General features: G+C 46.4%; 25 protein-coding genes. 15 read left to right on the top strand and 10 right to left on the bottom strand.

The features are described 5' to 3' along the window. Positions 1 to 4: 4 nt before the first annotated feature. From ACMXI2_RS27185 to ACMXI2_RS27200, 4 genes are all read left to right on the top strand, one after another. A complete protein-coding gene (locus ACMXI2_RS27185) occupies positions 5 to 148 on the top strand; it encodes a hypothetical protein (protein WP_483779048.1) in 144 nt (47 codons plus the stop codon). Positions 149 to 348: 200 nt separating this feature from the next. Further along, positions 349 to 591, top strand: a complete 243-nt coding sequence (locus tag ACMXI2_RS27190; protein WP_483779049.1) for a hypothetical protein — start codon at positions 349 to 351, stop codon at positions 589 to 591. Between the two features lie 51 nt (positions 592 to 642). Further along, positions 643 to 1,569: an MbnB/TglH/ChrH family RiPP precursor modification enzyme gene (locus ACMXI2_RS27195; protein WP_483779050.1), complete on the top strand. Its 927-nt coding sequence runs from the start codon at positions 643 to 645 to the stop codon at positions 1,567 to 1,569. 4 nt (positions 1,570 to 1,573) lie between these two features. Further along, on the top strand, positions 1,574 to 2,236 hold the full coding sequence (locus tag ACMXI2_RS27200; protein ID WP_483779051.1) for a hypothetical protein: 663 nt from the start codon (positions 1,574 to 1,576) through the stop codon (positions 2,234 to 2,236). Here ACMXI2_RS27200 and ACMXI2_RS27205 read toward each other — a convergent pair. Further along, on the bottom strand, positions 2,231 to 3,385 hold the full coding sequence (locus ACMXI2_RS27205) for an MFS transporter (RefSeq protein WP_483779052.1): 1,155 nt from the start codon (positions 3,383 to 3,385) through the stop codon (positions 2,231 to 2,233). The genes ACMXI2_RS27200 and ACMXI2_RS27205 overlap by 6 nt on opposite strands. 26 nt (positions 3,386 to 3,411) lie before the next feature. Then, on the bottom strand, positions 3,412 to 4,158 hold the full coding sequence (locus ACMXI2_RS27210; RefSeq protein ID WP_483779053.1) for a DeoR/GlpR family DNA-binding transcription regulator: 747 nt from the start codon (positions 4,156 to 4,158) through the stop codon (positions 3,412 to 3,414). An 83-nt stretch (positions 4,159 to 4,241) separates the two neighbouring features. Here ACMXI2_RS27210 and ACMXI2_RS27215 point away from each other — a divergent pair, with 83 nt between their 5' ends. Beyond that, on the top strand, positions 4,242 to 4,799 hold the full coding sequence (locus ACMXI2_RS27215) for a 5' nucleotidase, NT5C type (protein WP_483779054.1): 558 nt from the start codon (positions 4,242 to 4,244) through the stop codon (positions 4,797 to 4,799). 20 nt (positions 4,800 to 4,819) lie between these two features. Here the strand turns inward: ACMXI2_RS27215 and ACMXI2_RS27220 are convergent, their stop codons facing one another. Together ACMXI2_RS27220 and ACMXI2_RS27225 are read right to left on the bottom strand one after the other, a co-directional pair. Next, positions 4,820 to 5,359 (bottom strand): hypothetical protein, encoded by a 540-nt coding sequence (locus tag ACMXI2_RS27220; RefSeq protein WP_483779055.1) that lies wholly within the window; start codon positions 5,357 to 5,359, stop codon positions 4,820 to 4,822. A 148-nt stretch (positions 5,360 to 5,507) separates the two neighbouring features. Then, positions 5,508 to 6,107, bottom strand: coding sequence for a helix-turn-helix domain-containing protein (locus ACMXI2_RS27225; RefSeq protein ID WP_483779056.1), 600 nt, complete (start codon positions 6,105 to 6,107; stop codon positions 5,508 to 5,510). Between the two features lie 490 nt (positions 6,108 to 6,597). On the opposite strand from ACMXI2_RS27225, the gene ACMXI2_RS27230 reads away from it, so the two are divergent. The 4 genes from ACMXI2_RS27230 (at position 6,598) to ACMXI2_RS27245 (ending at position 11,336) form a co-directional block, all read left to right on the top strand. Beyond that, positions 6,598 to 6,873, top strand: a complete 276-nt coding sequence (locus ACMXI2_RS27230; protein ID WP_079471308.1) for a hypothetical protein — start codon at positions 6,598 to 6,600, stop codon at positions 6,871 to 6,873. Between the two features lie 273 nt (positions 6,874 to 7,146). Next, positions 7,147 to 8,292, top strand: coding sequence for a tetratricopeptide repeat protein (locus tag ACMXI2_RS27235; RefSeq protein WP_483779057.1), 1,146 nt, complete (start codon positions 7,147 to 7,149; stop codon positions 8,290 to 8,292). 112 nt (positions 8,293 to 8,404) lie between these two features. Further along, entirely contained in the window at positions 8,405 to 10,318 is a 1,914-nt protein-coding gene (acs, locus tag ACMXI2_RS27240) for an acetate--CoA ligase (protein WP_483779058.1), read from the top strand. A gap of 73 nt (positions 10,319 to 10,391) precedes the next feature. Then, positions 10,392 to 11,336 carry an alpha/beta hydrolase gene (locus tag ACMXI2_RS27245; protein WP_483779059.1) on the top strand — a complete coding sequence of 315 codons (945 nt, stop codon included), beginning with the start codon at positions 10,392 to 10,394 and terminating at the stop codon, positions 11,334 to 11,336. A gap of 175 nt (positions 11,337 to 11,511) precedes the next feature. Here ACMXI2_RS27245 and ACMXI2_RS27250 read toward each other — a convergent pair whose 3' ends face one another. The 6 genes from ACMXI2_RS27250 to ACMXI2_RS27275 all read right to left on the bottom strand — a co-directional run bounded on the left by ACMXI2_RS27250 (position 11,512) and on the right by ACMXI2_RS27275 (position 18,206). Next, on the bottom strand, positions 11,512 to 12,078 hold the full coding sequence (locus ACMXI2_RS27250) for a L,D-transpeptidase family protein (RefSeq protein ID WP_483779060.1): 567 nt from the start codon (positions 12,076 to 12,078) through the stop codon (positions 11,512 to 11,514). Positions 12,079 to 12,207: 129 nt separating this feature from the next. Then, positions 12,208 to 15,147, bottom strand: coding sequence for a M16 family metallopeptidase (locus ACMXI2_RS27255; protein WP_483779061.1), 2,940 nt, complete (start codon positions 15,145 to 15,147; stop codon positions 12,208 to 12,210). A 156-nt stretch (positions 15,148 to 15,303) separates the two neighbouring features. Beyond that, positions 15,304 to 15,645, bottom strand: coding sequence for a hypothetical protein (locus ACMXI2_RS27260; RefSeq protein WP_483779062.1), 342 nt, complete (start codon positions 15,643 to 15,645; stop codon positions 15,304 to 15,306). Positions 15,646 to 15,674: 29 nt separating this feature from the next. Continuing rightward, on the bottom strand, positions 15,675 to 16,613 hold the full coding sequence (locus tag ACMXI2_RS27265) for an outer membrane beta-barrel protein (RefSeq protein ID WP_079471315.1): 939 nt from the start codon (positions 16,611 to 16,613) through the stop codon (positions 15,675 to 15,677). 19 nt (positions 16,614 to 16,632) lie between these two features. After that, positions 16,633 to 17,697 (bottom strand): anti-sigma factor family protein, encoded by a 1,065-nt coding sequence (locus ACMXI2_RS27270; protein WP_483779063.1) that lies wholly within the window; start codon positions 17,695 to 17,697, stop codon positions 16,633 to 16,635. 23 nt (positions 17,698 to 17,720) lie between these two features. Continuing rightward, positions 17,721 to 18,206, bottom strand: coding sequence for an RNA polymerase sigma factor (locus ACMXI2_RS27275; protein ID WP_079471317.1), 486 nt, complete (start codon positions 18,204 to 18,206; stop codon positions 17,721 to 17,723). Between the two features lie 382 nt (positions 18,207 to 18,588). Here ACMXI2_RS27275 and kbl point away from each other — a divergent pair, with 382 nt between their 5' ends. From kbl to ACMXI2_RS27305, 6 genes are all read left to right on the top strand, one after another. After that, positions 18,589 to 19,776, top strand: a complete 1,188-nt coding sequence (gene kbl / locus ACMXI2_RS27280; RefSeq protein WP_483779064.1) for a glycine C-acetyltransferase — start codon at positions 18,589 to 18,591, stop codon at positions 19,774 to 19,776. Between the two features lie 169 nt (positions 19,777 to 19,945). Then, a complete protein-coding gene (gene blaOXA / locus ACMXI2_RS27285; RefSeq protein WP_420986995.1) occupies positions 19,946 to 20,755 on the top strand; it encodes a class D beta-lactamase in 810 nt (269 codons plus the stop codon). Between the two features lie 148 nt (positions 20,756 to 20,903). Next, the gene (locus ACMXI2_RS27290) at positions 20,904 to 21,923 is read left to right on the top strand and encodes a VWA domain-containing protein (RefSeq protein WP_483779065.1); all 1,020 of its coding nucleotides are present in this window, start codon (positions 20,904 to 20,906) and stop codon (positions 21,921 to 21,923) included. Between the two features lie 10 nt (positions 21,924 to 21,933). Then, positions 21,934 to 22,728 (top strand): tetratricopeptide repeat protein, encoded by a 795-nt coding sequence (locus tag ACMXI2_RS27295; RefSeq protein ID WP_483779066.1) that lies wholly within the window; start codon positions 21,934 to 21,936, stop codon positions 22,726 to 22,728. Positions 22,729 to 23,055: 327 nt separating this feature from the next. Then, the gene (ispG, locus tag ACMXI2_RS27300; RefSeq protein WP_483779067.1) at positions 23,056 to 25,017 is read left to right on the top strand and encodes a (E)-4-hydroxy-3-methylbut-2-enyl-diphosphate synthase; all 1,962 of its coding nucleotides are present in this window, start codon (positions 23,056 to 23,058) and stop codon (positions 25,015 to 25,017) included. Between the two features lie 81 nt (positions 25,018 to 25,098). Continuing rightward, positions 25,099 to 25,398, top strand: coding sequence for a hypothetical protein (locus tag ACMXI2_RS27305; protein ID WP_483779068.1), 300 nt, complete (start codon positions 25,099 to 25,101; stop codon positions 25,396 to 25,398).

The raw sequence follows: 25,398 nt of genomic DNA on the forward strand, positions 1-25,398 counted from the left end.
TGTTATGGAAACACCAGATGACAGGTATGATGAAACAGAAGAAGATCGAAGAGAGGAAGAAGATGCTCCGGTAAAAATTTACCGGAAGTATGGCAGAGGGATCATGAATTTTATTTCCGGCGATAGAAATCAACCTATCTGGAGCTGAGCTAACAGCAAAAAAACGGTCTTATAATTTCCCGTATAAATACTTATCATGATCTCATCTTATTCTCCTAACTTTATCATCCGCAGTTAAAAATACTGCGCAGCAACCCCAAAAAGACTGGTACTAAATCCTACATCAGCCCTGCCCGCAGGGAATTCTTCTTTTATTTTATATTTAAACACCCAAAAAAATCAAACGTCATGCGTACAGCTGAAATTCATTATGGCGACAATGGCCACGTAGATGTTGCCGTTCCTAAAGGCACCAAAATGGAAGATATCGCCAAACTGCAATCTATGGTGATCAAACAAATCAATCCCCGCGGATGCCAGGCATGCTTATCCGGCGTTCACTTTAACATCCGGGAAAAACTGGAACAGGTGATCAAAGTGGATCTGGATAAAATGGCTGTCATCAAAGACATTGCTGTCAAACAACATTAATGCAGGATGCCGTCCCGGTAACGCCGGGACGGCTCTTAAAACCTCCTCACCATGTCACAAGTATTATCAATAGCCAGGGTGGGCCATCTTTATCAGCAAACTATTCCGCAGCTGGGCGTAGGGCTCCTCTACAACCCTTCGCTGGAACTATACCTGGACGCATGCCCAGGTATTTGCGATTACGTTGAAATCATCCCTGATATGTTCTGGACGGATCACGGGAACAATGCACCGCAACGGTTTGAAGAAATTGAATCGTGGATGAAAGTGCTGGATAAAATAGCTGCCACATATCCTTTAACTTCTCACAATATCTCCTACTCTCTCGGCAGTGCGGGCATCTTCGATAAAACCTATCTCCATAAAATGAAAGAATGGCACGAACGCTATCGCTTCAAATGGCATAGTGATCACCTCTCATTCGTGAAAGTGCATAACGAACAACAGGAAGAACACAATGCCGGACTCGCCGTACCGGTACCATATGATTATGAAGTGCTGGATATGATCGGTGGCCGCATCAATGCTATCAAACGCTCCATCAACACGCCTTTCCTGGTAGAAAACAATGTGTACTTCATCGACCTGCCCGAACAGGAACTCAGCGAAACAGCCTTTCTCAATGAGCTGTCAAGCGATACTTCCTGCGGCCTGCTGCTGGATATCCATAACGTATATACGAATGCGGTGAATCATCATTTCGATGCAAAAGCATTTATTGCACAGCTGGAACTGGATAAAGTCATCGAAATCCACATTGCCGGCGGAAACGAAATGGCCGGCATGTACACCGACTCCCATGCAGGGCCCTGCCCGCCGGAAGTATGGGAATTACTCGATTATACGTTACCGTTAGTACCCAACTTATGCGGTATCACTTTTGAGTTTCATGAATCTTATTTTCACCTGCTGCAATTTGAAGGCGTTACCCGTGAGTTGAACAGGGCAAAAGCAGCCTGGAACCTTTATCATACCTGAAACTATGTCACTCTTATCTTTTCAGAAAGCACTCACAGACCTGATTGCCTCCCCGCAATTATGCCTGCAGCTGCGGAATGATCCGCCAACAGTATTATCACGGTACGATCTTACCAGCCGCGAACAACGACGGTTGCAAACAGTAGTATACCAGCAGGGCATGTCGGTAAGCTGTACCCTGTACAGGGTAAACAGGATCACGCCCATTTATACCATGCTTCCGTATACCTGCTTTTTATTGGGTGAACAACTGATGCCGGTAATTGAAGTGTTTTGGGCCATCGACAACCGTTCAGATCTGCAATTCAAAAGGGAGATCAACATCTTTGGTGAATTCCTGTTACAGAAATTACTAAACGGGGAGATTGTAAATCCTTACCTGCGGGAAATTGTAGTGATGGAACTGGCGATGAATGAATTGAAATTTTTACCGCGGGAGTTATTGATGGAAACAGGAGATGATGAAACAAGTATACATCCGCTGGTGCGGCTGGTACCATTTGATCATCCGCCGGAACCCTTGCTCACGGCCCTTGCCGGCATGAAATTACCTGAGCGGGAAGAAGATACCGGCGAATACTGGCTGATGCTCGATCACCGGGAAGAAGAACTTTCTTTCCGCGCGCTGCCCCGCAAAAACGGCGCAGCGGCGGTAGCAGGATTATAATTTGATCCTGGACGACATGACCGCTATAGCGGCGCCCATTACGGCAATCATCGTAAAGGCCACGCCAAGATTGGTAGCCTGCGCTACAAACCCAATCAACGGAGGACCAAAAAGAAATCCGAAATAACCGATAGTAGATACGGTGGCTAACGCCATTCCCGGTGGCAGTTTAGTAGATCTGCCCGCAGCACTGTATACCAACGGTACTACTGCAGACACGCCCGCACCTACCAGCATGAAGCCCAGCATAGCCGGAACGAAGTATGGGAAAATAACGGCTACCAATAAGCCGCTGGCAGTAAGGCCGCCGCTTATCAGCAACATCTTTTTAACGCCCAGCCGTGTAGTCAGGTAATCGGCCACAAAACGTCCGGATGCCATTGTACTCATGAAGGCCGCATAGCCGGCGCCGGACCATCCTTCCCTTACCTGTATCACCCTGCGGAAATATACCCCGCTCCAGTCAAACATTGTACCCTCGCAAATCATAGAGCACATCGCAATAATTCCAAGTGTAAACAGGAAGGCATCCGGTTTGCCAAATAAAGAAGGGGCATTGTTTTCATTGGTTACGCGTACTACCAGCCGGTTCATGGTAATGACAATAAGTATCCAGGAAACTGCGGTAATAATTAAAAAGTGATACACCGGGGCCAGGTGCAAACCTGTCATCCAGGTACCAAAAGCCGCCCCGGTAAAACCCGCTACACTCCACAATCCGTGAAATGAAGCCATAATAGAACGGCCATACATGGCTTCCACGCCTACTGCCTGTGTGTTCACCGCAATGTTGGCGAGATTACCGAAAAAGCCAAAGAATACCAGGAATACGCTTAACTCCCAGGAAGTATGCGCCAGTCCGAGCACCGGCAGCACCGCCGCATACGCTACAGCTGCAATCAGCAGTATCTGGCGGCTGCCGTATTTCGATACCAGGATGCCGGCAACCGGAAGGGAAATAATAGAACCTACCGGAAGTGCCAGCAGCACGCTTCCCAGCCCGGCGTCATTTAGGTTTAATGCCAGCTGAATATCCGGAATGCGGGAGGCCCAACTGGAAAAACATAGTCCGGTTAAAAAAAACAAGGCGCTCACTGCAATGCGTGTAGCTCTTTTATTAATCATTACTATCGATAGATCGTGTAACATCTTCGGTCAGATAAAAGTTAAATTGATCAGATTACCTGTATTCCCAGGTTAATATACGGTTTCAGCGATGGCAGATCCGGATCGTCTGTAATAATGGTATCCAGGCCTGTAATATCGCATACTTTAAAAGGTTCTGCCGTACCCATTTTATCACTGGTAGCCAGTGCAATGGTTTTGTTGGCAGATTCCACCATGACGCTTTTCACATCGGCTTCGCCAAGATCCAACCCTGTTACGCCTGCATCCGGATGTAAACTGCAGATGCCCAGGAAGCAGATATCCGCCCGCATTTTCTCCAGCATACGGATGGTATCCATTCCACCGGCTGTTTGGGAATCCTTACCAATGAGCCCGCCGGTGAAAATTACTTCAATCACGGGATGCTCTATCAGCTGCGCCACTATAGGTACGCTGTTCGTAATAACGGTAATATGAAGATTGGAAGGAAAGAGTTTGGCCAGCATTAAAGTAGAAGTACCTCCATCGAGAATAATGGTTTGCCCGTTATGCAGGTAGGCCAGGGCCTTGGTGGCAATATGTTTCTTATCATCCTCATGATATACGATACGCTCCTTAAAAGAATAAGGATTTGGTGAATGTGGAATGGCGCCTCCCCTTACTTTGATCAGCTGCCCGTTTTGCGCCAGGGATTCGAGGTCCCTCCGCACCGTGTCTTCCGATACCTGTAAGTCGCTGCTAAGCTCTGTTTGCAGCACTTTATGATCTGTTTGCAGCTTTTTGAGAATATAATCCAGCCTTTCCTCTCTCAACATGCTCATGCTATTTTATGCAATATTATGAAAGATTATGCAATAATTTGCAAAATATCGCATAACTTTGCAAAAAACAGCAAAATATGGCAAGAATAGCAATCGACATGGACAATGTAATGGCAGACCTTACCCAACATCTGCTGGACGTATACGCAAAGGAATATGGCGAAGTAATAGATCCGGAGCGTTTGAACAACATCCCGGAAGGCAGCGCTTTCCCGGAAGGTGTAGCCATGAAAATACTGAGTGCCCCGGGATTTTTCAGGGGGATACCGGTAATGGCCGGCAGCCAGGAAGTAGTAAAAGCGCTGGCAGAACAACACGAGGTTTTCGTGGTATCTGCAGCTATGGAATTCCCCCTGTCACTGGCGGAAAAACATGCGTGGCTGAATGAACATTTCCCTTTTATCAGTTGGAAAAACGTCGTATTCTGCGGCTCCAAAACCATTGTGGAAGCAGACTACATGATTGATGATCACGATAAAAACCTGTGTTCCTTTAAAGGAACACCACTGCTGTTTACAGCACCGCACAACTTACCCCTTACAGATTACAAACGGGTAAATAACTGGGAAGAAGTAGCTGAATATTTTGCGCTCAGTCCTGTAAAAAACGAAAACCAATTGCTGGCTGTCAACTAAAAGCCGGCAATTATCCGGGCTTACCTGGCTTCCAGGGTATTGATCTTTTTTTCAAGGGTATTTACTTTACGGGCATATTGTTGCACCTCCATACATTTGTCCAGGTAGGCTTCTACCCAGTTAACTCCCTGCTTCAGGGCTTGTGGGTCTGTGAAGCAGCCGGGGGATAATTGCAGGTGCTCCTTCAACAGTTCCAGCTGCGCATGGCTGAATTGTGCGGTGTCCAGCCATTCATGTATTTCATCTGATGATAAATGCAGCAGCGCTGCCAGTTGCTTATCTTTTATTTTCTGCTTCGCAAGATATAACTGCAGCAACTCGCCCTGATGCCACGTATTTCCTTCCAGTGAATTCCAGTGGTAAAAATCCTCCAGTGTAACAGGAACGGCTTCCAGCAAAAGATCCAGCTTTTCTCTTTTGATAGACGCCTGTGAAAAATAACGATACAAACCCTGCGGGGTTAGTTTAACTTTCCTGGCATAATGCAGAATCACAATTTCCTTATGCCTTAATATACGCCGCAACCTGGCGCCTGCGTGAACATAATATGGAACTGACATTTATACAACTCCTGTTTTGATGAAGAATGGGGTGTATACAAATATAATACTTTTCTATTCTCAAAACAGGGGTTTACCTCTTGAATTTTAAAGCAAACCGGTTAAAAACTATCAACAAATATCATTATAACAAACAGGGCGGCAATTTTTAATTGTTTTGTTTGCGGAAAGCTGCCAGTTCTTTCTTTATCTGTAACAACTCATCTTTCAGCGCAGCATGACTTTTCAGCAATTGTGTATATTCTTCCAGCTGTTTATAATATTTTTCCCTCAACAACATCATTTCCTCGCTATCCGTATTCCGGGCTTCCTGCACGGTACCCGGATTAAGAAAGCCATCCACACTCATATCCAACCCTTTCACTACCCTGTCCAGCTCATCAGGTGAAAAGTTTTCTTTCTCAAATAAATTATACATCGTGCGGCGACTCATATCCAAACGGCCGGCCAGCTTACTTTTATTCAGCCCTTTCTCTGCAATAATATGCTGCAAACGTTCCCCGTAATGTATACTTTTACCATTCGTTAATTGCATGGCGCCGTTCCATCTCATAAACTCCTCGGGGGTTATACCAATAAGGGCGCAAAAACGTTCCATCGTGGCGCGTTTCATGTCACTTTTCCGCAAGTGATAATGAGCGATTTGATTTGTAAAACCGGCCATAGTGGCGAAATCAACAATCTTTATTTTCTTCTGCTTCAAGATCTGTTTCAACCGGTGTCCCATGTGTATCAGGCTCGACTGCATCCCTTTTCATTTTAAATTATGATGCTACATACAGGATGACCTGTTGTATTATCGTATAATTTAACAATTAATATTTCATTCTGTAAATAAAAATATCAATTTAACGAAAAAAATATAAGTCCGTAAGTAGCCCTGGCCAACAAATACCCGTACTAACTATAAAGGGTATACGCAAAAAGATAACAAGAAATATTTATCGATTTAACAGCGCTGAAATCAGAATGATAATAAGCAGGATTATTGTGTAAACGATACACAGCATTTATAGAATAACGAATCATAAACAAAAGGGTAATAATTCTCTCAAACCCGCTACTATAAACAGTTACATCATTCCATATTTTTTTTAAAGAAAGTAAAGTTTTATAATTATAAATTGCATGATTATAAATATATTTGCTTACACCTTAAAGTAACTTTAAAACATGTTCTACTATTCCGACAATTCATTTGTTAACCATATCCAATCATTCTGAAAACAATACCCACTATGAGCAAAGAACCAATAAATGTGCTACTTGACATTCATACCAAACTTTCCAGTCTTCCTGTACTGTTCAGGGAGAAAGTATGTGAAGAATGCAACTGGAGTACACCCACATTTTATCGCAAGATGCGCGGAAGAGATAAGCCAAATCCAAATGAGAAAGGAAAAATCATTCCGGCACTCAGCAATGCGGAAAAGCAACGAATCATTGAAATTATGGAAGAAGTATTTGCATCCGGCGAAGATGACCTGGAAAAATACCGGAAACCTTCCAAATGATCACTGTTGCCTTTCATCCCGCCGTTTGTAGAAACATCTTCCGTAAAAGTAATCAAGCGCCGTAAAGCCTTGTTCCCCACCCCGGGCAAACAAGGCTTTACTTTTAATAGCATCGCCTCCGGCGATGGCGGATTTTGTCTTTCTCAGGATTACGCTGATTTTATTGATTTTACTTTTTAGGATTTTAGCATTCGCTGGTGCTGCCGGTTTTTATCAACTAAGTTTTTCTTTTTAAAACTAAATTCTTAGTTTTAAAGATAAATACAACTTCTTATGCAACGGACGACACAGTGGTTAATCAGCCTGCTTCTACTAATTACTATTCCTTCTGCCGCACCGGCACAGGAATCTATCGACCGCACACAGCTGATGGAATATCTCCAGAACCAGCAGTATGATGCCGCCATCGGCTACCTGCAGCCACGTGTACAGGAAAATAATATCGCGCAGCTGTCTCTCCTGGCATATACGTATTACCTGTCAGGAAAAACAAGAGACGCCATGATCCACTATGAAAAGGTATTGGCGCTGGACAGTAATAATATACCGGCACATCAGTACCTTGCCAGTATCAGCATGCAACTGGAAAGCCCCCTGCCCGCCATTTTTCACTACCGGCAAATTGTACGGCTGCAACCCGCCAATGCCACCGCATACAAACAACTCAGCTTCGCCTGCTTTGCAGCACAACAGCCGGATACCGCCTTTATCTACCTGCAAAAAGCATATACGCTCAATCCGGCAGATCCCAGGGTAACCGCACGCCTCGGGGAAGAACTGATCGAAAAACAACAATATCCGCTGGCAGACAGCATCCTGCGCACCTTTCTGAAAACAGATTCCCTTCAGCCCACCGTTATCATGACTGCCATCAGATCGGCCTGGTTCCTGAAAAACTATACCCGCTGCACCGACCTCGGTACGCAACTGATGCGCATGAATATCCTGTCGCCCAATACCTTCAGCATTGTTGCTGCCGCCTGGTATACGCTCAAACAATACCGGCAATGCATCGGCGTATATGAATACCTCCTGGCCAATAAAAGCCAGTCTGAAACCATTATGTATTACGCAGCCCTCGCATACACAGCATTAAAAAACTATACTGCCAGCAATGAACTGCTGCAAACCTGCATCGACATGGCCACCCCGAAAAGCCTGGATAGCTACTATAGTGGAAAATCCACCAACTACGAAGGACTCCGCCAATACAAATCAGCCGTCGCTAACCTGGATACGGCTTACTACTTTTTTCACCAACCCCTGCGCCAATACAGTATTGGCCGCATTTACGAGGTACATCTCCACAATAAACCCCTTGCTACCCGTTACTATAAACGCTACCTGCAACTGGGCGACCCCACCAACCCCCAGGAAGCAGCTGTTTACAAATACCTCCGCTCCTATGTTGAAAAATAATCTGCTTTTTATATGATTTTTTAGATTATTTCTACCAAACCATCTGGTTTTTCTTAAATTTAAAGCCCGTTAGGAAAATGCTTGTACTTAACCAATAAACAATTACGGTGCTATGTCGTACCCATACCAGATCAAGAGTATCGAAGATTATCAGCAGGCTTATCAACAGAGTGTTATTGACCCGGAAGGCTTCTGGGCCAATGTAGCAGACCATTTTTACTGGCGTCGCAAATGGGACAAGGTATTGGACTGGAATTTTAAAGACCCGGAAATCAAATGGTTTACCGGCGCAAAACTAAACATTACAGAAAATTGCCTGGATCGCCATCTGGGCACACTGGGCAATACTCCCGCCATTATCTGGGAGCCCAATGATCCGGAAGAACACCACCGCATTATTACGTACCGCGACTTGTACAACAAAGTTTGCCAGTTTGCGAATGTGCTGAAAAACAACGGCGTTAAAAAAGGCGACCGCGTATGCATTTACATGGGCATGATCCCGGAACTGGCTATCGCCATCCTGGCCTGCGCCCGTATTGGCGCCATTCACTCGGTAGTATTCGGAGGATTCAGTGCACAATCTATCGCCGACCGGATACAGGATGCACAGTGCAGCCTGGTGATTACCTGCGACGGCGCCTATCGCGGCGCAAAGGATATCCCGCTGAAATCCGTTATGGACGATGCACTGATGGCATGTCCATCTGTAAAAAAAGTAATTGTATGTACCCGCACCCGCACCCCGGTAAGTATGCTGAAAGGCAGAGACCTGTGGTGGGAAGATGAAATAAAACAGGTGGAAACAATGGGCAACCCGCCCTGCCCGGCTGAAGAAATGGATGCAGAAGATCTCCTCTTCATCCTCTATACTTCCGGCTCCACCGGCAAACCCAAAGGCGTGGTACACACCTGCGCCGGCTACATGGTATATGCCAACTACACCTTTGTAAATACCTTCCAGTACCAGCGCGGCGAAGTATATTTCTGTACCGCAGATATCGGCTGGATCACCGGTCACAGTTACATTGCCTACGGTCCGCTCAGCGCAGGCGCCACCACCCTCATGTTTGAAGGGGTGCCTACCTATCCGGATGCTGGCAGGCTGTGGGAAATTGTAGATAAATTCCGTGTAAACACCTTATATACCGCACCAACAGCCATCCGCAGCTTAATGAGCTATGGCCTCGGCCCCGTTAATCATAAAGACCTCAGCTCACTCAAAAAACTGGGCAGCGTAGGAGAACCGATCAACGAAGAAGCATGGCATTGGTTTAAAGATAATATCGGCAAGGGTAAATGCCCCATTGTGGATACCTGGTGGCAAACGGAAACCGGTGGTATTATGATCACCCCGATTGCCGGCATCACCAAAGAAAAACCAGGATACGCCACCCTGCCACTGCCGGGTGTACAACCTATCCTGGTAGACGAAAACGGGAAAGAACTCAAAGGCAACGGCGTAAGCGGTAACCTCTGCATCAAGTTCCCGTGGCCCGGTATGCTGCGCAGCACCTACGGCGACCACGAACGCTTCCGCAAAACCTATTTCTCTACCTACGAAAATCTCTACTTCACCGGCGACGGCTGTATGAGAGATGAAGACGGCTACTACAAAATTACCGGCCGCGTGGACGACGTACTCAATGTAAGCGGTCACCGTATCGGTACCGCAGAAGTGGAAAACGCCATCAATATGCACGCCGGCGTAGTGGAAAGCGCCGTGGTTGGGTATCCTCACGATATTAAAGGCCAGGGCATTTATGCTTATGTGATCACCGAACGGCTCACACATGATCCCGAACTGACTAAAAAAGATATCGCGCAAACAGTGGCCCGCATCATTGGCCCCATTGCAAAACCAGATAAGATACAGATCGTAAGCGGTTTGCCTAAAACCCGTTCCGGCAAAATCATGCGCCGCATTCTGCGCAAAATTGCTGAAAACGATATGGACAACTTAGGCGACACCTCTACCCTGCTGGATCCTGGTGTGGTAGACGAAATCAAGAAAGGAAAACTGTAACATATTCCGGAGCTATTTAAAAATAAAGGGATGCAGGATAACTCCGCATCCCTTTGTTATACATGATTATACAATGAAGCGTTTCTTCAAAAGGCTGGCCTGGACCTGCGTGGTTCTTTTCATATTACTCAATATCATCGGGGCCTTTCACGCCTGGAAGTTCACCCACTTTTATGAAGACGGCGGCCGCAGGAACAAGCTCCCGGAACAAATGAGCACCGGTGAAAAAATAAAAACCATCCTGTTTGGCGTACGCATCGCCAAATCCGCTACTACCAGTTTTCCATCGGTACCTTATGAAACCGTGCTGCTGCACACCGCCGGCGGACTCCGGCTGGAAGGCTGGTGGATCCCGGCCAAAGCAGCTAAAGGCACCGTCATCCTGTTTCATGGTTATAACGGTAATAAAGGTTCGCTGTTTCCGGAGGCGGACCGTTTCCGCTCACTGGGCTACCATACTTTTTTACTGGATTTCCGCGCCCACGGCAATAGCGAAGGATATACCTGCAGCGTGGGCTACAAAGAAGCAGAAGATGTAAAACTGGCCTGGGACTACGTAAAAGAAAAAGGCAACCAGCCCATCATCCTCTGGGGCGTAAGTATGGGCGCTGCCGCTATTTTAAAGGCTGTTCCTGAATACGGACTCACCCCAAAGCAACTGATCCTCCAGTGCCCGTTTGCCACGCTTACAGACGCCGTAAAAAGCAGGATGCGCTCCGTTCACCTGCCGGCATTTCCATTTTCACAGATCCTTACCTTCTGGGGAGGAATAGAACAAGGCTTCCGGGGCGCGGGCTTTAAGCCGGAAAGCTACGCCCGTCAAATACATATGCCGGTATTATATTTCTACGGGAAACAGGATATCCGGGTAATGCCACAAGAAACACAGAAGGTATTTTCCCACCTGGGTACCCGGCAAAAAAAGCTGTATATCTTCCCTGATGCCGGACACCAGTCGTTTTGCGGCAAAGATTCCACAGCCTGGATGAGGGAAGTCACCGCTTTTCTGCAACAATAAAAAAGCGCGCACCATACGAGTGGAGCGCGCTCTTCACAGGATCTGACCCGCCGTTTATATTTGAGTCATGATGCAGTATTACTGCATCACTAGATGCCGTACCTGTTTATAGTGGGGGCTAAATTACAACGTGCAACTGCCGCCGGAAGTCACTCCAAAATAATCAGCAAAAACCTTACCGGCGAATAACCACCGGGGTACCTACTTTGATTACCTCGTACAATTCATTGACATCTGAGTTTTTCATACTGATACAACCCAGTGTCCAGTTAATACGTCCTTCCACATAACTATCCCGGATCCCGGAATTATATTCCACCCCGTGGATACCGATAGCCCCGCCAATACTGGCGCTGGACGATACCATACCCTGTGACTGACGGTCACGGAATTTCTGCCAGGACACCTCGTTGGGATAGTCCAGGAGCATGAACCGGCTCCAGCTTTTATCCACTCTTTTGGTTAAAACATGGAAGGTTCCTTCCGGTGTTCTGCGATCACCTTCAACTTGTTTATCGGTTTGGTCGCGGTTACCAAATACCACCTTGTAGATTTTTCTCAACGTTACGTCTTCGTATACATACAACCGGTAATCGCTTTTATCTATCAGTAGGAAAATTTTATCAGGATCAATGTTGGCAGCATTTAACCTTACACTATACAAATCAGATTCGTTGATAAATCCACTTAGCGGCAGCAGCAACAGAACAGCTACCAACCAGTAATGACAGCACTTCTTCATAGGAGTAATAAATATGCAGATAACGTAGCAGAAGAATAATTTATTGTTTGGGAGATGGGTAGAAAATAGAAAGGCACAAAGCGTAAAACTTTGTGCCTTTCTATTTTATCTGATTTTTTCTTACCGTAATCAGTAGCCGAAGATCTCTTCCAGCGTGAGTTTCTTCACATCGCCATATTTTTTCAGATCGTCCATGCTGATCTTCTTTTCAGAAGCAACAATGCAATAAGTATATGGTTTATGCGCCAGGTTCTCATCGTGGAACTTCTTCACTTCGTCAAAGTTCATTTTGTCGATAGACTCGTACACCTGTTTGCGGATATCCGTATTTAACCCCAGCTTCTGTGCGGCCAGGTAACTGAAAATGATGCCATCGTTGGTGATACGTTCTGTTTCAATATCCTGCTTCATACCTTCCTTGGCGGTTTGCAGCAGTTTATCTGCACGGGGAATATCGTTCAGCAATTCGTTCATCCCTACAATAGCGTCATTCATTTTGTCTGCCTGGCTGCCTACGTAAGCCACTACAGAATAACGCTCGTCTTTTTTATCAGGAGATGCGTAGTAAGCATAGGTAGAATAAGCCAGTGCTTTGGATTCACGGATGGTTTGGAATACCACAGATCCCATACCGCCACCGAAATAACTGTTGAACAGGGTAACTACACCTGTATTGGCCGGATTGTATACCGTTGAATTTCTCAGCCAGTTTACTTCCGTCTGTACCATATCATAATCTGCAAACAGCACCTGGTTTTTGTCCTGGTTATCTTTCGCAAATTTCATGGCTTCCGGTGTAGCTTTAAAGGTGGCTGGCAACGGATGCAGTTTTTTCACATCAGCTGCGGCAGTGGCCAGTGGCTGAGGTCCCCAGTAAATGATGGTATGTTTATAAGCCGGCAGTTCATGTAAAATAGTAACAAGTTCTGATGCGGAAATACCGTCCAGTTCAGCCTGGCTTAACTGGTTGTTAAACGGATTTTTAGCGCCATACATCGCGTAATTTACCACACCTTTCATGATAGCGCCCTTATTCAGTTTACTGTCGGACCGGCCTTTCTGGATACGGCCTTTCAGCGCTGCCAGTGCGTCTTCGTTAGGCTTGCAATTGGCAATCACATGTTCAAATAAGGTAACCGCCTTATCAAAGTTTTCCTGTAAACCACTGATCACTATTGTGGTGTTTTCAGTGGATGCGGATACGCTGAAGTTACAGGCAATGTTATAAAACTCCTTGCTGATCTGCTCAGAAGTATATTTGTCGGTGCTCAGGTATTGCAGGTATTGCGCTGCCAGGGCCAGTTTCTTATTGCTCCAGGTACCCATATCGAAGCGGTAGTACAGGTGGAAAAGGCCATTGTCTTTGTTCTGCACATACATCATATCGGTGTTGCCCACCGCCGTTTTCTGGATATCTTTTTCATAATCCAGCCATTGTGGTTTTACTGGTGTAGCAGGTATAGCGGCCACCTCCTGCAGGAAAGACGATTGTGCTTCCCTGTTTACCTCTACCGGGGTAATGGCGGGCTTCTCCACTTTTTCGATGTTCTTGTCTTCGCCCTTGCGTTTGTAAACAATTACATAGTTATCGTTGAGGAATTTATTGGCGTAGTCAACAATCTGTTTTTTGTTAACCGTACCCATATCATCCACATAGGCCACATCAAATGACCAGTTTTTGCCCCTGCTTTTGATAAAACCATCCATCAGGGCGGTAGCGCGGTTGTTATTGTTTTCCAGGCCCTGCAGTTCGCTCAGTTTGGCGTTATTAACGATGGCTTTCACCAGGGTTTCATCAAAATCTCCTTTCTTCAGGATATCCAGCTGACCCAGTAAAAGTGCTTTTACTTCTTCCAGGGTCTGGCCTTGTTTGGCTTTACCGCTCAGGGAGAAGATGGAATAGTCTTTCAGGCCAAGTACACTTACGCTGGCGTTCAGTACTTTCTGCTGTTTGTTGATATTGAGATCCATCAAACCGGCTTTACCATTCTGGAGAATGGAAGAGAGTACACCCAGTACCAGATTGGATTTGGTATCGAGCGCGCCGGGCATTCTGAAGGCGATATCTACGCTTTCAGCATCGGGGCCCAGTACTTCTTTCATTACCGGCGATTTGATCGGGGCTTCCGGAGCAGGCTTGTATTCCTTTACCGGTTTGGCTTTCATGTAACTGAATTTCTGATCGATAGATTTGATCACATAATCCGGATCAAAATCACCCGCCATTACGATAGCCATGTTATTAGGCACGTAGTACTCATTGTAGAACTCGCGGATTACTTTCAGGTTTGGATTTTTGAGATGTTCAACGGTACCGATGGTAGATTGCTGACCATAGTTGTGTGTGGGAAACAGGGCTGCGAGCATAGTTTCGTACACTTTACGGCCATCGTTATCCAGTCCGCGGTTCTTTTCTTCGTATACCGCTTCCAGTTCGGTGTGGAACAGGCGGAAAACCGGGTCGCGGAAGCGCTCGGCTTGTACGGTCAGGTATTTGTCTATAGCATTGGAAGGAATATCTTCCTCATAGATGGTTTCTTCCACCCAGGTATGCGCGTTGGTGCCCTGCGCGCCCATGCCCGACATCATTTTGTCATATTCATTGGCAATCGCATATTTGGCAGCTACTCCGGAAACGCTGTCTATTGCATGATAAACCGCTTTGCGGGCAGCCGGGTCCGCTGTTTTATTGTATTTATCATACAAATTGGAGATCTCGTCGATCAGTGGTTTTTCCTTTGCCCAGTTGAGCGAACCATACTTTTCGGTGCCTTTAAACAGGAGGTGTTCCAGGTAGTGCGCCAGGCCGGTGTGGTCTTTTGGATCGTTATCGCTACCGGCGCGGGTACCAATCAGTGTCTGGATGCGGGGATCTTTTTTATTGACACTCAGGATAACTGTCAGGCCGTTTTTCAGTGTGTAGAAACGTGCCTTCATGGGATCATCGGAAACATACTTATAGGTATAACCGCCAGCAGTAGCCTCCTTCCATTGATATTTTCCCTGGGCTCCCGCTACTTTCAGCGAGCAGGCAAACAGGAATAGTAATACGACTCTTTTAAGACTCATACAAATAGTTGGTTTTTTGAAATTAGTCTGTCAAATATACCGGAAGTCCAAATTATAAAGCGGGAAAAAAGAGGAGAATTGTATGAGCGGTAGATGCATAGGAGTTGCAACCGGTTGCCGGGCCGGTGATCAACTTAACAAGATAACGGGGTGATCTCAGGGATTCTGATTATTATAAATGGTATACTTTCCTCTTACAAAAACCTGGTTAAAAAGCAGGGAATCTATGGCCTTGCTGTTATTGCCGGTTGTTTTTTTCGCCTTTGGCCGGCTCCTGTTACGGCTAACCGGAACGGCTGTGGTATTGGAAGCAGGAATTACCTGGGAAATGTACCTGGCAGCAGGGATGCCGCCTGGTGCAACCGCTAACGGCAACTGCTCTGGCTGATCAATAAGTAAATTATTTTTTTCGAGTCTAACGCCTAGCAAACGTTTCTCACAGGAGTGAATCCATGCAATGCAACCAATACATGTCATCAAAGCAACAAAAGAACGCATAAACACAATTTAGGACTGGCTAATAAATCTTAGAATCCGTTTAACCGGATACCTATTGAAAATGGATATTGTTGTAACCCATAGTCATGTAATGCCGTAAGGGCAAAGTTTGCATACAACTTTACAGGTCCATAGCCCAGTTCGCTGGTAAGGCCAAAACGCCACTTGTTGAGATTGAAGTCGTCCGTTTTTCTAACCTTGCCTCTTTCTTCACTTACCTGCTTGGTTCTGGATTTGAGGAGATAACCACCGGAGACACCGAAGCTCGCCTGGAACGCACGGCTCGGGCGGGCAGGGTTAGAATTAAAATTAAGCATTACCGGGATCGATATATACTCGGCAAACAGCTTATTCTTTGAAAATTCTACGGAATCTCTGATTATTTGTGTAGGATAACCCGGTAAATACGTAATGCTCCGGGCATACCTATAGTTATTCATTTCTAATCCTAAAGCATATAACAAGTTAAGTTTGTGTTTTGTTATATTAAGTCGCTGTTGAAATAACCAAATATTAAAATTGATTGATTTTCCGGTAATTAACTTAAATTCTGAAGGCGTTAACGGCTCACTTGCATCCCTGGGGGCAAAGGTGGCAAGCCCTACGGCAGAGTAATCATATGATTTAGATACCGGGGCAGGCGCTCCGTTATAATAAGCGCTGTTGTTGGGGTAATAATTTATAAAGCTGGCGCCGTTATAGTCGCTGTGATCAATATAGTTATTGAATCCCAGGTCAAAAACGAACCACTTGGTTTGCAGGTTCTTTTTGAGCTTCTGGCGTGCATAGGCAGTGTCGTTATAGAACTTATAACTGGTACGACCCTTATCATTCTTTCCTTTGATAATGATCAATCCTTTGATCTGTATGGTGTCCGGTGGTGCCGGTGTATTTTTATCTGCCTTTTGCGCATGAGCCCACCCGCCACATAATACCAGTAACAAAATGAGTAAAAATTTATGCTTCATATGCTATGACCATGATTTATTATTTATTCCTTTTACGGGAAAAAAACTTCGCAACATTGGTTACCTTATCCAAAATCCGGCTGTCGCTGCCACTAACAGACATGATCAGCTCACCGGGAGCGCCGGGCTGTTCGGTTACAGGGACTACCTTATTATTTAAATGATCATTTGTGTTGGCTGTATTCGCAGCCAATACCGTTTCCTTATTCACTTCCGGGCGAACAGCCGCAACATGGGCGTTACCCGCCTGTTGCAGGTGCTCTTCCACTACCTCGCTCATAGAGTTGCGCTGTGGAGGCAACTGGGAAATAACCGGCGCTTCTGCTTTGGGGGCGTCTGCAGCAGCCAGTACGGGTTCATTTACCGGAGTGGCAGCGGGTTTGCTGTTGCGTGGCGTTACTGCCTTGCTGCTCTTCGCCAGTACCGGCTGATTGGTGTGCGGTGTAACAGTAGGTACTTCCGCTGTTGCGTTTGCAGATTGGTCCGGGGTAGCAGGGGTGGTTATTGCAGGAGCAACGGCCGGCGCTGGTACGGTGGCAGCCGGTGGCGTGTTTACCGCAATAGCTGGTTTTTGTACCGGTTGATCGCCTGCCGGTAATAACCATATAAACAGGCCCGCTACTACTGCGGCAGCAGCAGCTCCCCATATCATACGGCGATACACCGGGGCAACCCGGCGTTTGCTGCTTCTGTACAGAGATGCTTTATCAGTAAATACCAAAGTTGTGTCAGGCGTGAGCCTGGTAGCCTGTAATAAGGCCAGTTCCCGCCGGGCAGCCGGGTGTAGTTGCAGGTATTCCTGCAAAATGGCTTCCTCAGCGGCAGTCAGCTCCCCGTCGATATAACCCAGCATCAATACTTCGTAGTCAACGGCAGCTGTTTTGTATAAAGCAGCTTTTTGATCAAAAACGATATGTTTATCCGGCGTCAGCTTTGTTCCTTCCAGCAATTCCAGTTCCTGGCGAAACTGAGGATGCTTTTGCAGGAAAAGTTCGAGCGCGGCCTGTTCTGTCTCATTCAGCTCACCATCGATGTAGCTGAGGAGATAGGACTCGTAGTTTGATATGTTAATTTCTATCGACAAAAATCTAATTTATTACAAAAATATCATATAACATTCTCCATTTTCACCAGGTAATTCTTCAGATGTATCCTGGCTCTGTGCAGGTAAACCTTTACCTGGGAAGGATTCAACTCCATCATTTCACCTATTTCCTCGTAGGAATATCCTTCATAGTCCTTGAGCATAATTAGGGAGCGCTGTACTTCACTGAGCTTGGATAATGCCTTTTCTATCACTTCCTTCGCATTATGTATCTTATGATCCGAAACTTTGTCCTCGTCTTTAAACTGGTCTACAAGTGTGATCCGCTTTACCTTACGTACATGATCGATCATATTGTGGTAACCAACTGTAAACAGGTATGACTTAGCCTTTTCAAAAGGCACATCCTGGCAGTGTTTCCACAATATTTCGAATGAATTCTGTACTACGTCCCTGGCGTCTTCCGCATGCTCCAGATTCTTTACTATAAAGCGGAATAAATTGTCCGAATACAGATCCACGCATTTATTGTACTCCTTTTCCGTCATTCCGGTGGTGCGGGATTTTAGTGCTAAGTTCCGACAAATACTTTAATACCCATCATTGACCAAATCCATATTTGTTACCCACACCTACTCTAAAGCTGGTACATTCATCCCGCACAGTTGTAGTAACAGTTCCTTTCAAACTGAGCATCAACCTCTTATCAAGTATGCTCTTTTAGCATCTTTTAACAAGGGGGTGAATTATCAGTTTTCCACTTCATGGTATTAATAATCATGATAGTACTATGACGGAGGGCGGCGGGCAAATGTTACACCTGGGTCAAACTTTTTGCATATCCGGTCGTTACTGATTTACGCGATAAATAATCGTAATACATTTATTGCCCATAACTTTGGTAGATCCACTTTAAATATTGCAATTTTTATGAATGAGAAGTTTATAACCCGTTTACGGGAGGAACTCGGCGATATCAATAAAGCCGGCCTGTACAAGAGAGAGCGCATTATTACATCTGAGCAGGGAGCTGAAATACAGGTGGGTGGCGAAACCGTACTTAATTTTTGTGCAAATAATTACCTGGGCCTGTCGTCTCACCCTGCAGTGGTGAAAGCTGCCAAAGATGCAATTGATACCCACGGCTATGGCATGAGCAGTGTTCGCTTTATCTGCGGCACACAGGATATTCACCGGGAACTGGAGGAAAAGATCTCCAAATTCCTGGGTACAGAAGATACTATTTTATACGTAGCGGCCTTCGACGCCAATGGTGGCGTATTTGAGCCTTTGTTCAATGAACAGGACGCCATCATTTCTGATGCCCTGAACCACGCCTCCATTATCGATGGCGTTCGTCTCTGCAAGGCACAACGCTTCCGCTACGAACATAACAATATGGCCGACCTGGAGGTAAAACTACAGGAAGCCAAAGACTGCCGCAGCCGGATCATCGTTACAGACGGTTCATTCAGCATGGATGGCACCATTGCCCAGCTGGATAAGATCTGTGATCTGGCCGATAAGTACAATGCCATCGTAATGTCCGACGAAAGTCATTCCTCCGGATTCCTGGGCAAAACCGGTCGCGGCACCCACGAATACCGTGGCGTAATGGGCCGCGTGGATATCATCACCGGTACCCTCGGTAAAGCACTGGGTGGCGCCTCCGGCGGATTTACGAGCGGACCAAAGGAAGTAGTCGACATCCTGCGCCAGCGCAGCCGCCCTTACCTGTTTTCCAACTCCGTGGCCCCCAGTATCGTAGGCGCTTCCATCGCCGTACTGGATATGCTGAGCGAAACCACCACCCTGCGCGACAAGCTGGAATACAATACCAAATACTTCCGCAGCAAAATGACGGAAGCTGGATTTGACATCAAACCAGGCGACCATCCGATTGTTCCGGTAATGCTTTATGATGCAGTATTGAGCGCCCAGTTTGCCGATAAACTGCTCCAGGAAGGCATCTACGTAATCGGGTTCTTCTTCCCGGTGGTACCGAAAGGCCAGGCCCGCATCCGCGTACAGCTGAGCGCCGGCCACGAACAGGAGCATCTCGACAGGGCCATTGCCGCCTTTACCAAAGTAGGCAAGGAACTGGGCGTGATTAAATAAGATTTGCCGCTGTACCCGGTGCATAAAGACTGAGTATGATTAAATAAGGCTGCGGGTTAGTGGGGAGATAGACGCCGGAATAATTACGGTTACTATCTCCCTGCTAACCCGTAATCGTTTTTCTTACGCCGTAATTCTTACTTTTGCACCTCATAACTACTCAATCATTATGCAGATGAAACGATTTGGCTGGATGTTGCTGGCGGTTGGCCTGTTCCTCGCTGCCTGCGCACCGAATAATGTAAAAGAAGAACAAGACTGGGAAAAGTATTTTGCCGAATACAAAGTAGAAGGCACTTTCATGTTATTCAACAACAGCCAGGGCGTCTTTAAAGTATATAACCTCGACAGGGCTAAAAAACGCTTTCAGCCTGCATCTACCTTCAAAATATTCAATTCACTCGTGGGCCTGCATACCGGCGTTATTAAAGATACCAGCATGGTGATCCGCTGGGACAGCGTAACCCGACAGTTTCCTGCGTGGAACCAGGACCTCAGCATGGCCCAGGCATTTAAACAGTCGGCGGTGCCTTACTTCCAGGAAGTGGCACGGCGTATCGGTCAGCCAACCATGCAACTGTGGCTCGATTCCATTAAGTATGGCAATATGAAAATCAGCCGCCTGGATACCTTCTGGCTGGATAATTCCCTCCTCATTTCCCCGGACGAGGAACTGGGCTTTGTAAAGAAACTTTACTTCGACCAGCTGCCTTTCGCCAAAACAACCATGAAAACCGTACGGGATGTAATGCTCATGGAAAAAACACCGAAATATGAACTGTCTTACAAAACAGGCTGGGACTATAACGATGTGAAAAAATTAGGCTGGGTAGTAGGATGGATCGAAGAAAACAGGCACCCTACTTTTTTTGTGCTGAATATTGAAACAGAAGATCCTAAAGTAGATATTCCTAAAGTACGCATGGCCATCCTGAGAAGCATCCTTACAGATGCCGGTTACTTTAAAGGCGAAATGTAGTAATTCGCCTTTTCGGGCTCCGCCAACTCTCCGGGATCGTTAAAAAAACGATAAAACCCCACCCCTGAGGCTTGCAATACGTGACAAAAAAATTATTTTTGATATCTTACCTGGTTTACTACCGGTAACGGATATCTTAAAATCGAATATGTTACGATTTCAGCATAGTGAATATTTATGGGCACTGGTGCTCCTGTTGGTTTTACAGGTGGCCTTCCTGGGCGTATCCTGGTGGAAACGCCGCTCTATACGCCGCATCGGGGACCAGGCGCTGGTAGAAAAACTCTTTACCGGCTACTCCCGCAAACTGTTTATATTAAAGTTCCTGCTTATTTTCCTGGCCTTCTTCTTTGGCGTAATTGGCTTAGCCAACCTCCAGAAAGGCAGCCGCATGGAAAAGATCACCCGTAAAGGCGTGGATGTGATGATAGCGCTGGATGTAAGTAAAAGTATGCTGGCTACCGATGTGCAGCCGGACCGCCTTACCCGCGCCCGTCAGCTGATCAGTAAACTGATGGACAAACTGGATAATGACCGCGTAGGCCTGGTGGTATTTGCCGGTAACGCTTACCTCCAAATGCCCCTCACCGTTGATTATTCCGCCGCCAAAATGTACCTCAGCACCGTATCCCCGGATATGATCCCTACGCAGGGTACCGCCATTGGACAGGCAATACAGGTATCTGACAACGCTTTCAACAAAAAAGAACGTAAACATAAAGCCCTCATCATTATTTCCGACGGGGAAGATCACGATGAAACCGCTATCCAGCGCACCAGAGCCGCATTTGAAAACGGCGCTGTTACCAACACCATCGGTATCGGCTCTGTAGCGGGTTCGCCTCTGCCCGACCCGGAAACCGGCACCTATAAAAAAGACCGGGAAGGCAATACCGTTATTTCCAAACTGAATGAAGCAGAGCTGAGGGGCATTGCCGCCGCCGGCAAAGGCATTTACCAACACCTGGATAACAATACAGACGACGTTGTGAATACCCTCGTTAGTAAAATAGATGGCATGGAGCAGAAAGAATTTGGAGAGAACGTATTCACAGACTATAACAGCTATTTTCAGTATTTCCTGGGCGTATGCCTGGCACTGCTGCTGATTGAATTTTTTATTCCTGAAGTTCGCCACAAGCGCACTCCTGAATCACCGGCAGTTTAATTCATTACTCATGAAAATCATTTTTATAAAATACTGTTCCCTTATTACTGCAGTGATGCTCGCGAGCCTTACCGGCTTCGCGCAGAACGGCTCCAACAAGTATATCCGCAAAGGCAACGAACTGTACAAAAAACAACAATACACCGATGCGGAAGCCAATTACAAAAAAGCACTGGAACAAAATGCCTTATCTGCCGAAGGCAGCTATAACCTCGGCAACTCCCTTTATCAGCAAAAACGTTACGACGACGCACGCGCACAATATGCCAACAGCCTGAAACTGGGCGGCAAACCAGCTATCAAATCCGACGCAGATTATAATATCGGCAATACCTTCATGGAAGGCAAAAAATGGGAAGAAAGCATCAAATCCTACAAACAGGCATTGAAAATCAATCCCTCCGATGAAGATGCCCGGTATAACCTCGCCTACGCCCAGGCCATGTTGAAGAAACAACAGCAAGGCGGCGGTGGCAATAATAAAAAGGATAACAAAGACAAGGACAAGAATAAAGACAAGAACAAAAACGATCAGAATAAAGACAAAAATAAAGATCAGAACAAAGACCAGCAGGATAAAGACAAGGATCAAAACAAAGACCAGAACAAGGATCAACAGAATAAAGACCAGGACAAAGGCGACAAAGACAAACAGGATCAGCAGAAGCCGGAACCACAACCCAGCAAGATGAGCAAGCAGGAAGCAGAACGCCTGTTGCAAGCTTTATCACAGGAAGAAAAGAAACTACAGGACAAAGCAAAGAAAGTAAAAGGCCAGATAGTACCAAAAGAAAAAGACTGGTAGTATTTTCATCCTCCACATATCATACATCCCAAAGCAGGCTCATCCCGCTTTGGGATTTTTTTAGGGGCATAGGACGAGACAGATCGGTTAGTTTGTTACGGAACATACCCAGGGGAGCTACATTAAACTGCCCGGAAAAGGGTAATTGCTGGTAAGGTATATCTATGCTTTTATTCAGCAACATAAAGTGGCTCGAAAATACGGCTTCATCCCCTATTTAGGTAGCCCTGCGCCTGCCGTTCGTGGAATTTAATGTAGCTTTAAGTTGCGGTTCAATAATACCACAGGTTTACTAACTTTGCTTCCGCAGGAAAACAAAAACTACGTATGCAGCTTTATTGCAACTCTCTGACAGAATACAAACGACTAGCCACTCTGGAAGTAAAGGTGGGAGATCTTATCATTGGAAATTTTAACCCGGTCCGCATTCAAACCATGACCACCACCGATACCCTGGATACTGCTGCTACCGTGGCGCAAACCATCCGTTGTATTGAAGCCGGTGCAGAACTGGTGCGCATCACCGCCCCCAGTAAAAAGGAGGCCGATAACCTGCTGGTCATCAAAAAAGAATTACGTAAACAGGGATATACCACTCCCCTTGTTGCCGATATCCATTTTACGCCCAATGCTGCCGAAATAGCGGCCCGCATCGTGGAAAAAGTACGGGTAAACCCGGGGAATTATGTAGATAAAAAGAAATTTGAACAAATCGACTATACCGACAGCGAATACCTGGAAGAAATAGACCGCATCCGCGAACGCTTTTCCCCGTTGGTAAAGATCTGTAAAGAGTATGGCACTGCCATGCGGATAGGCACCAACCACGGCTCCCTCAGCGACCGTATCATGAGCCGCTACGGCGATACGCCGATGGGCATGGTGGAAAGTGCAATGGAATTTTTACGTATTGCGGAAGACCTGCAATACCGCAATATTGTGTTGAGCATGAAAGCCAGTAACCCACAGGTAATGGTACAGGCGTACCGCCTGCTGGTACAAACAATGGAACAGGAACTGGGCCACTGTTACCCCCTGCACCTGGGCGTTACAGAAGCCGGCGACGGAGAAGATGGCCGTATTAAATCTGCCATCGGCATCGGCGCCCTCCTGGAAGATGGCGTAGGTGATACCATCCGCGTTTCCCTCACAGAAGATCCTGAATTTGAACTCCCGGTTTGTAAGGATATCGTGAAAAGATATACTAACCGTAACGACTATACGGCTATTCCGCCGGTAACCACTGTCCCCTACTCGCCTTTTGAATACAAACGCCGTGAAAGCGCGCCTGTGGAGAATACCGGCGAAAAGCAGGTACCAGTGGTAGTGGCAGATTTCAGCGACAATAACGGCTTGCAGCCTGCCGATCTGAATGCCATCGGTTATACTTACGATGAGCCCAGCGATAAATGGAATATCGGGGATGCCGCAGCAGATTACATCTACACCGGCAAACAGTTGCCTGCTTTTGGTCTTCCCGGCACATTGCGCGTTGTGATAGATGCAGAATACTGGCAGAGCATCGCCAATAAACAGGAACTGGTACCTTACTTTGATGCCCGCCATTATGTAACGGCCTGCGAACAAAATGAAACCGGCCGGATCAACTTTGTACAATTCGACTGCAATCACCTGGATACAGAACATCATGAACAACTGCTGCTGCAACTGGCTAACCCGGCTACAGCAGCCAGCACCGTACTGGTGGCCACCGCTTCCGGCAGCAATGCGATGGCGGCTATCAGGCGCCTGTTCATCTTACTGCTCAACAAAAATATTACGGTACCTGTCATTATCCATAGTATCAGTAATCAACCTTCGGCAGATGAACACCTGATCCACCATGCCACGGAAGCCGGCGCACTGCTGCTCGATGGCTTCGGCGATGGATTATGGTTAAGTAACCAGCCCACACAACCCCGCCAGCATGCTACACTGAACAATATTTCCTTTGGCATCCTGCAGGCAACACGTACCCGCATCTCCAAAACAGAATATATCTCCTGCCCGTCGTGTGGCCGCACACTGTTCGACCTCCAGGAAACCACTGCCCGCATCCGCGCCGTTACCCATCACCTGAAAGGCGTGAAAATTGCCATCATGGGTTGCATTGTAAACGGTCCCGGCGAAATGGCCGACGCCGACTTTGGCTATGTGGGCAGCGGCGTAGGCAAAATTACACTCTACCGCGGTAAGGAAATTGTGAAACGCGGCCTCAATAGTGATGTAGCCGTAAACGAACTGATAAACCTGATCCGTGAAAATGGCATGTGGGTGGAAAAAAACTGATTATTAAATCTGGCTTAAAAACAGCAACAGCGGATACAGCAATGCGGGAAATAGCTTAATTTTTCGTAAAACATATTTGATATGAAAAAGCTCCTCACCGGATTGCTCGCCATGTTTATGGGTTTAACCGTAGCAATGGCTCAAACACCCGCCACCGCGAAAAAAGAAGCAAAACCAAAAACAGAAAAGAAAGCAGAAAAAGCAACACCCGCTACTCCTGCTACCCCCGCCGCCACTACTAAAACAAAGAAAGACGGCACACCGGATAAACGCTATAAAGAAAACAAAACAGCCGCAGCTCCAGGACCAACTAAAAAAGACGGAACACCTGACATGCGTTACAAATCAAACAACAAAAGCGCAGGTAAGAAAAAAGCATAA

It is taken from the genome of Chitinophaga sp. G7 BAM 1005 (genome assembly GCF_057126945.1).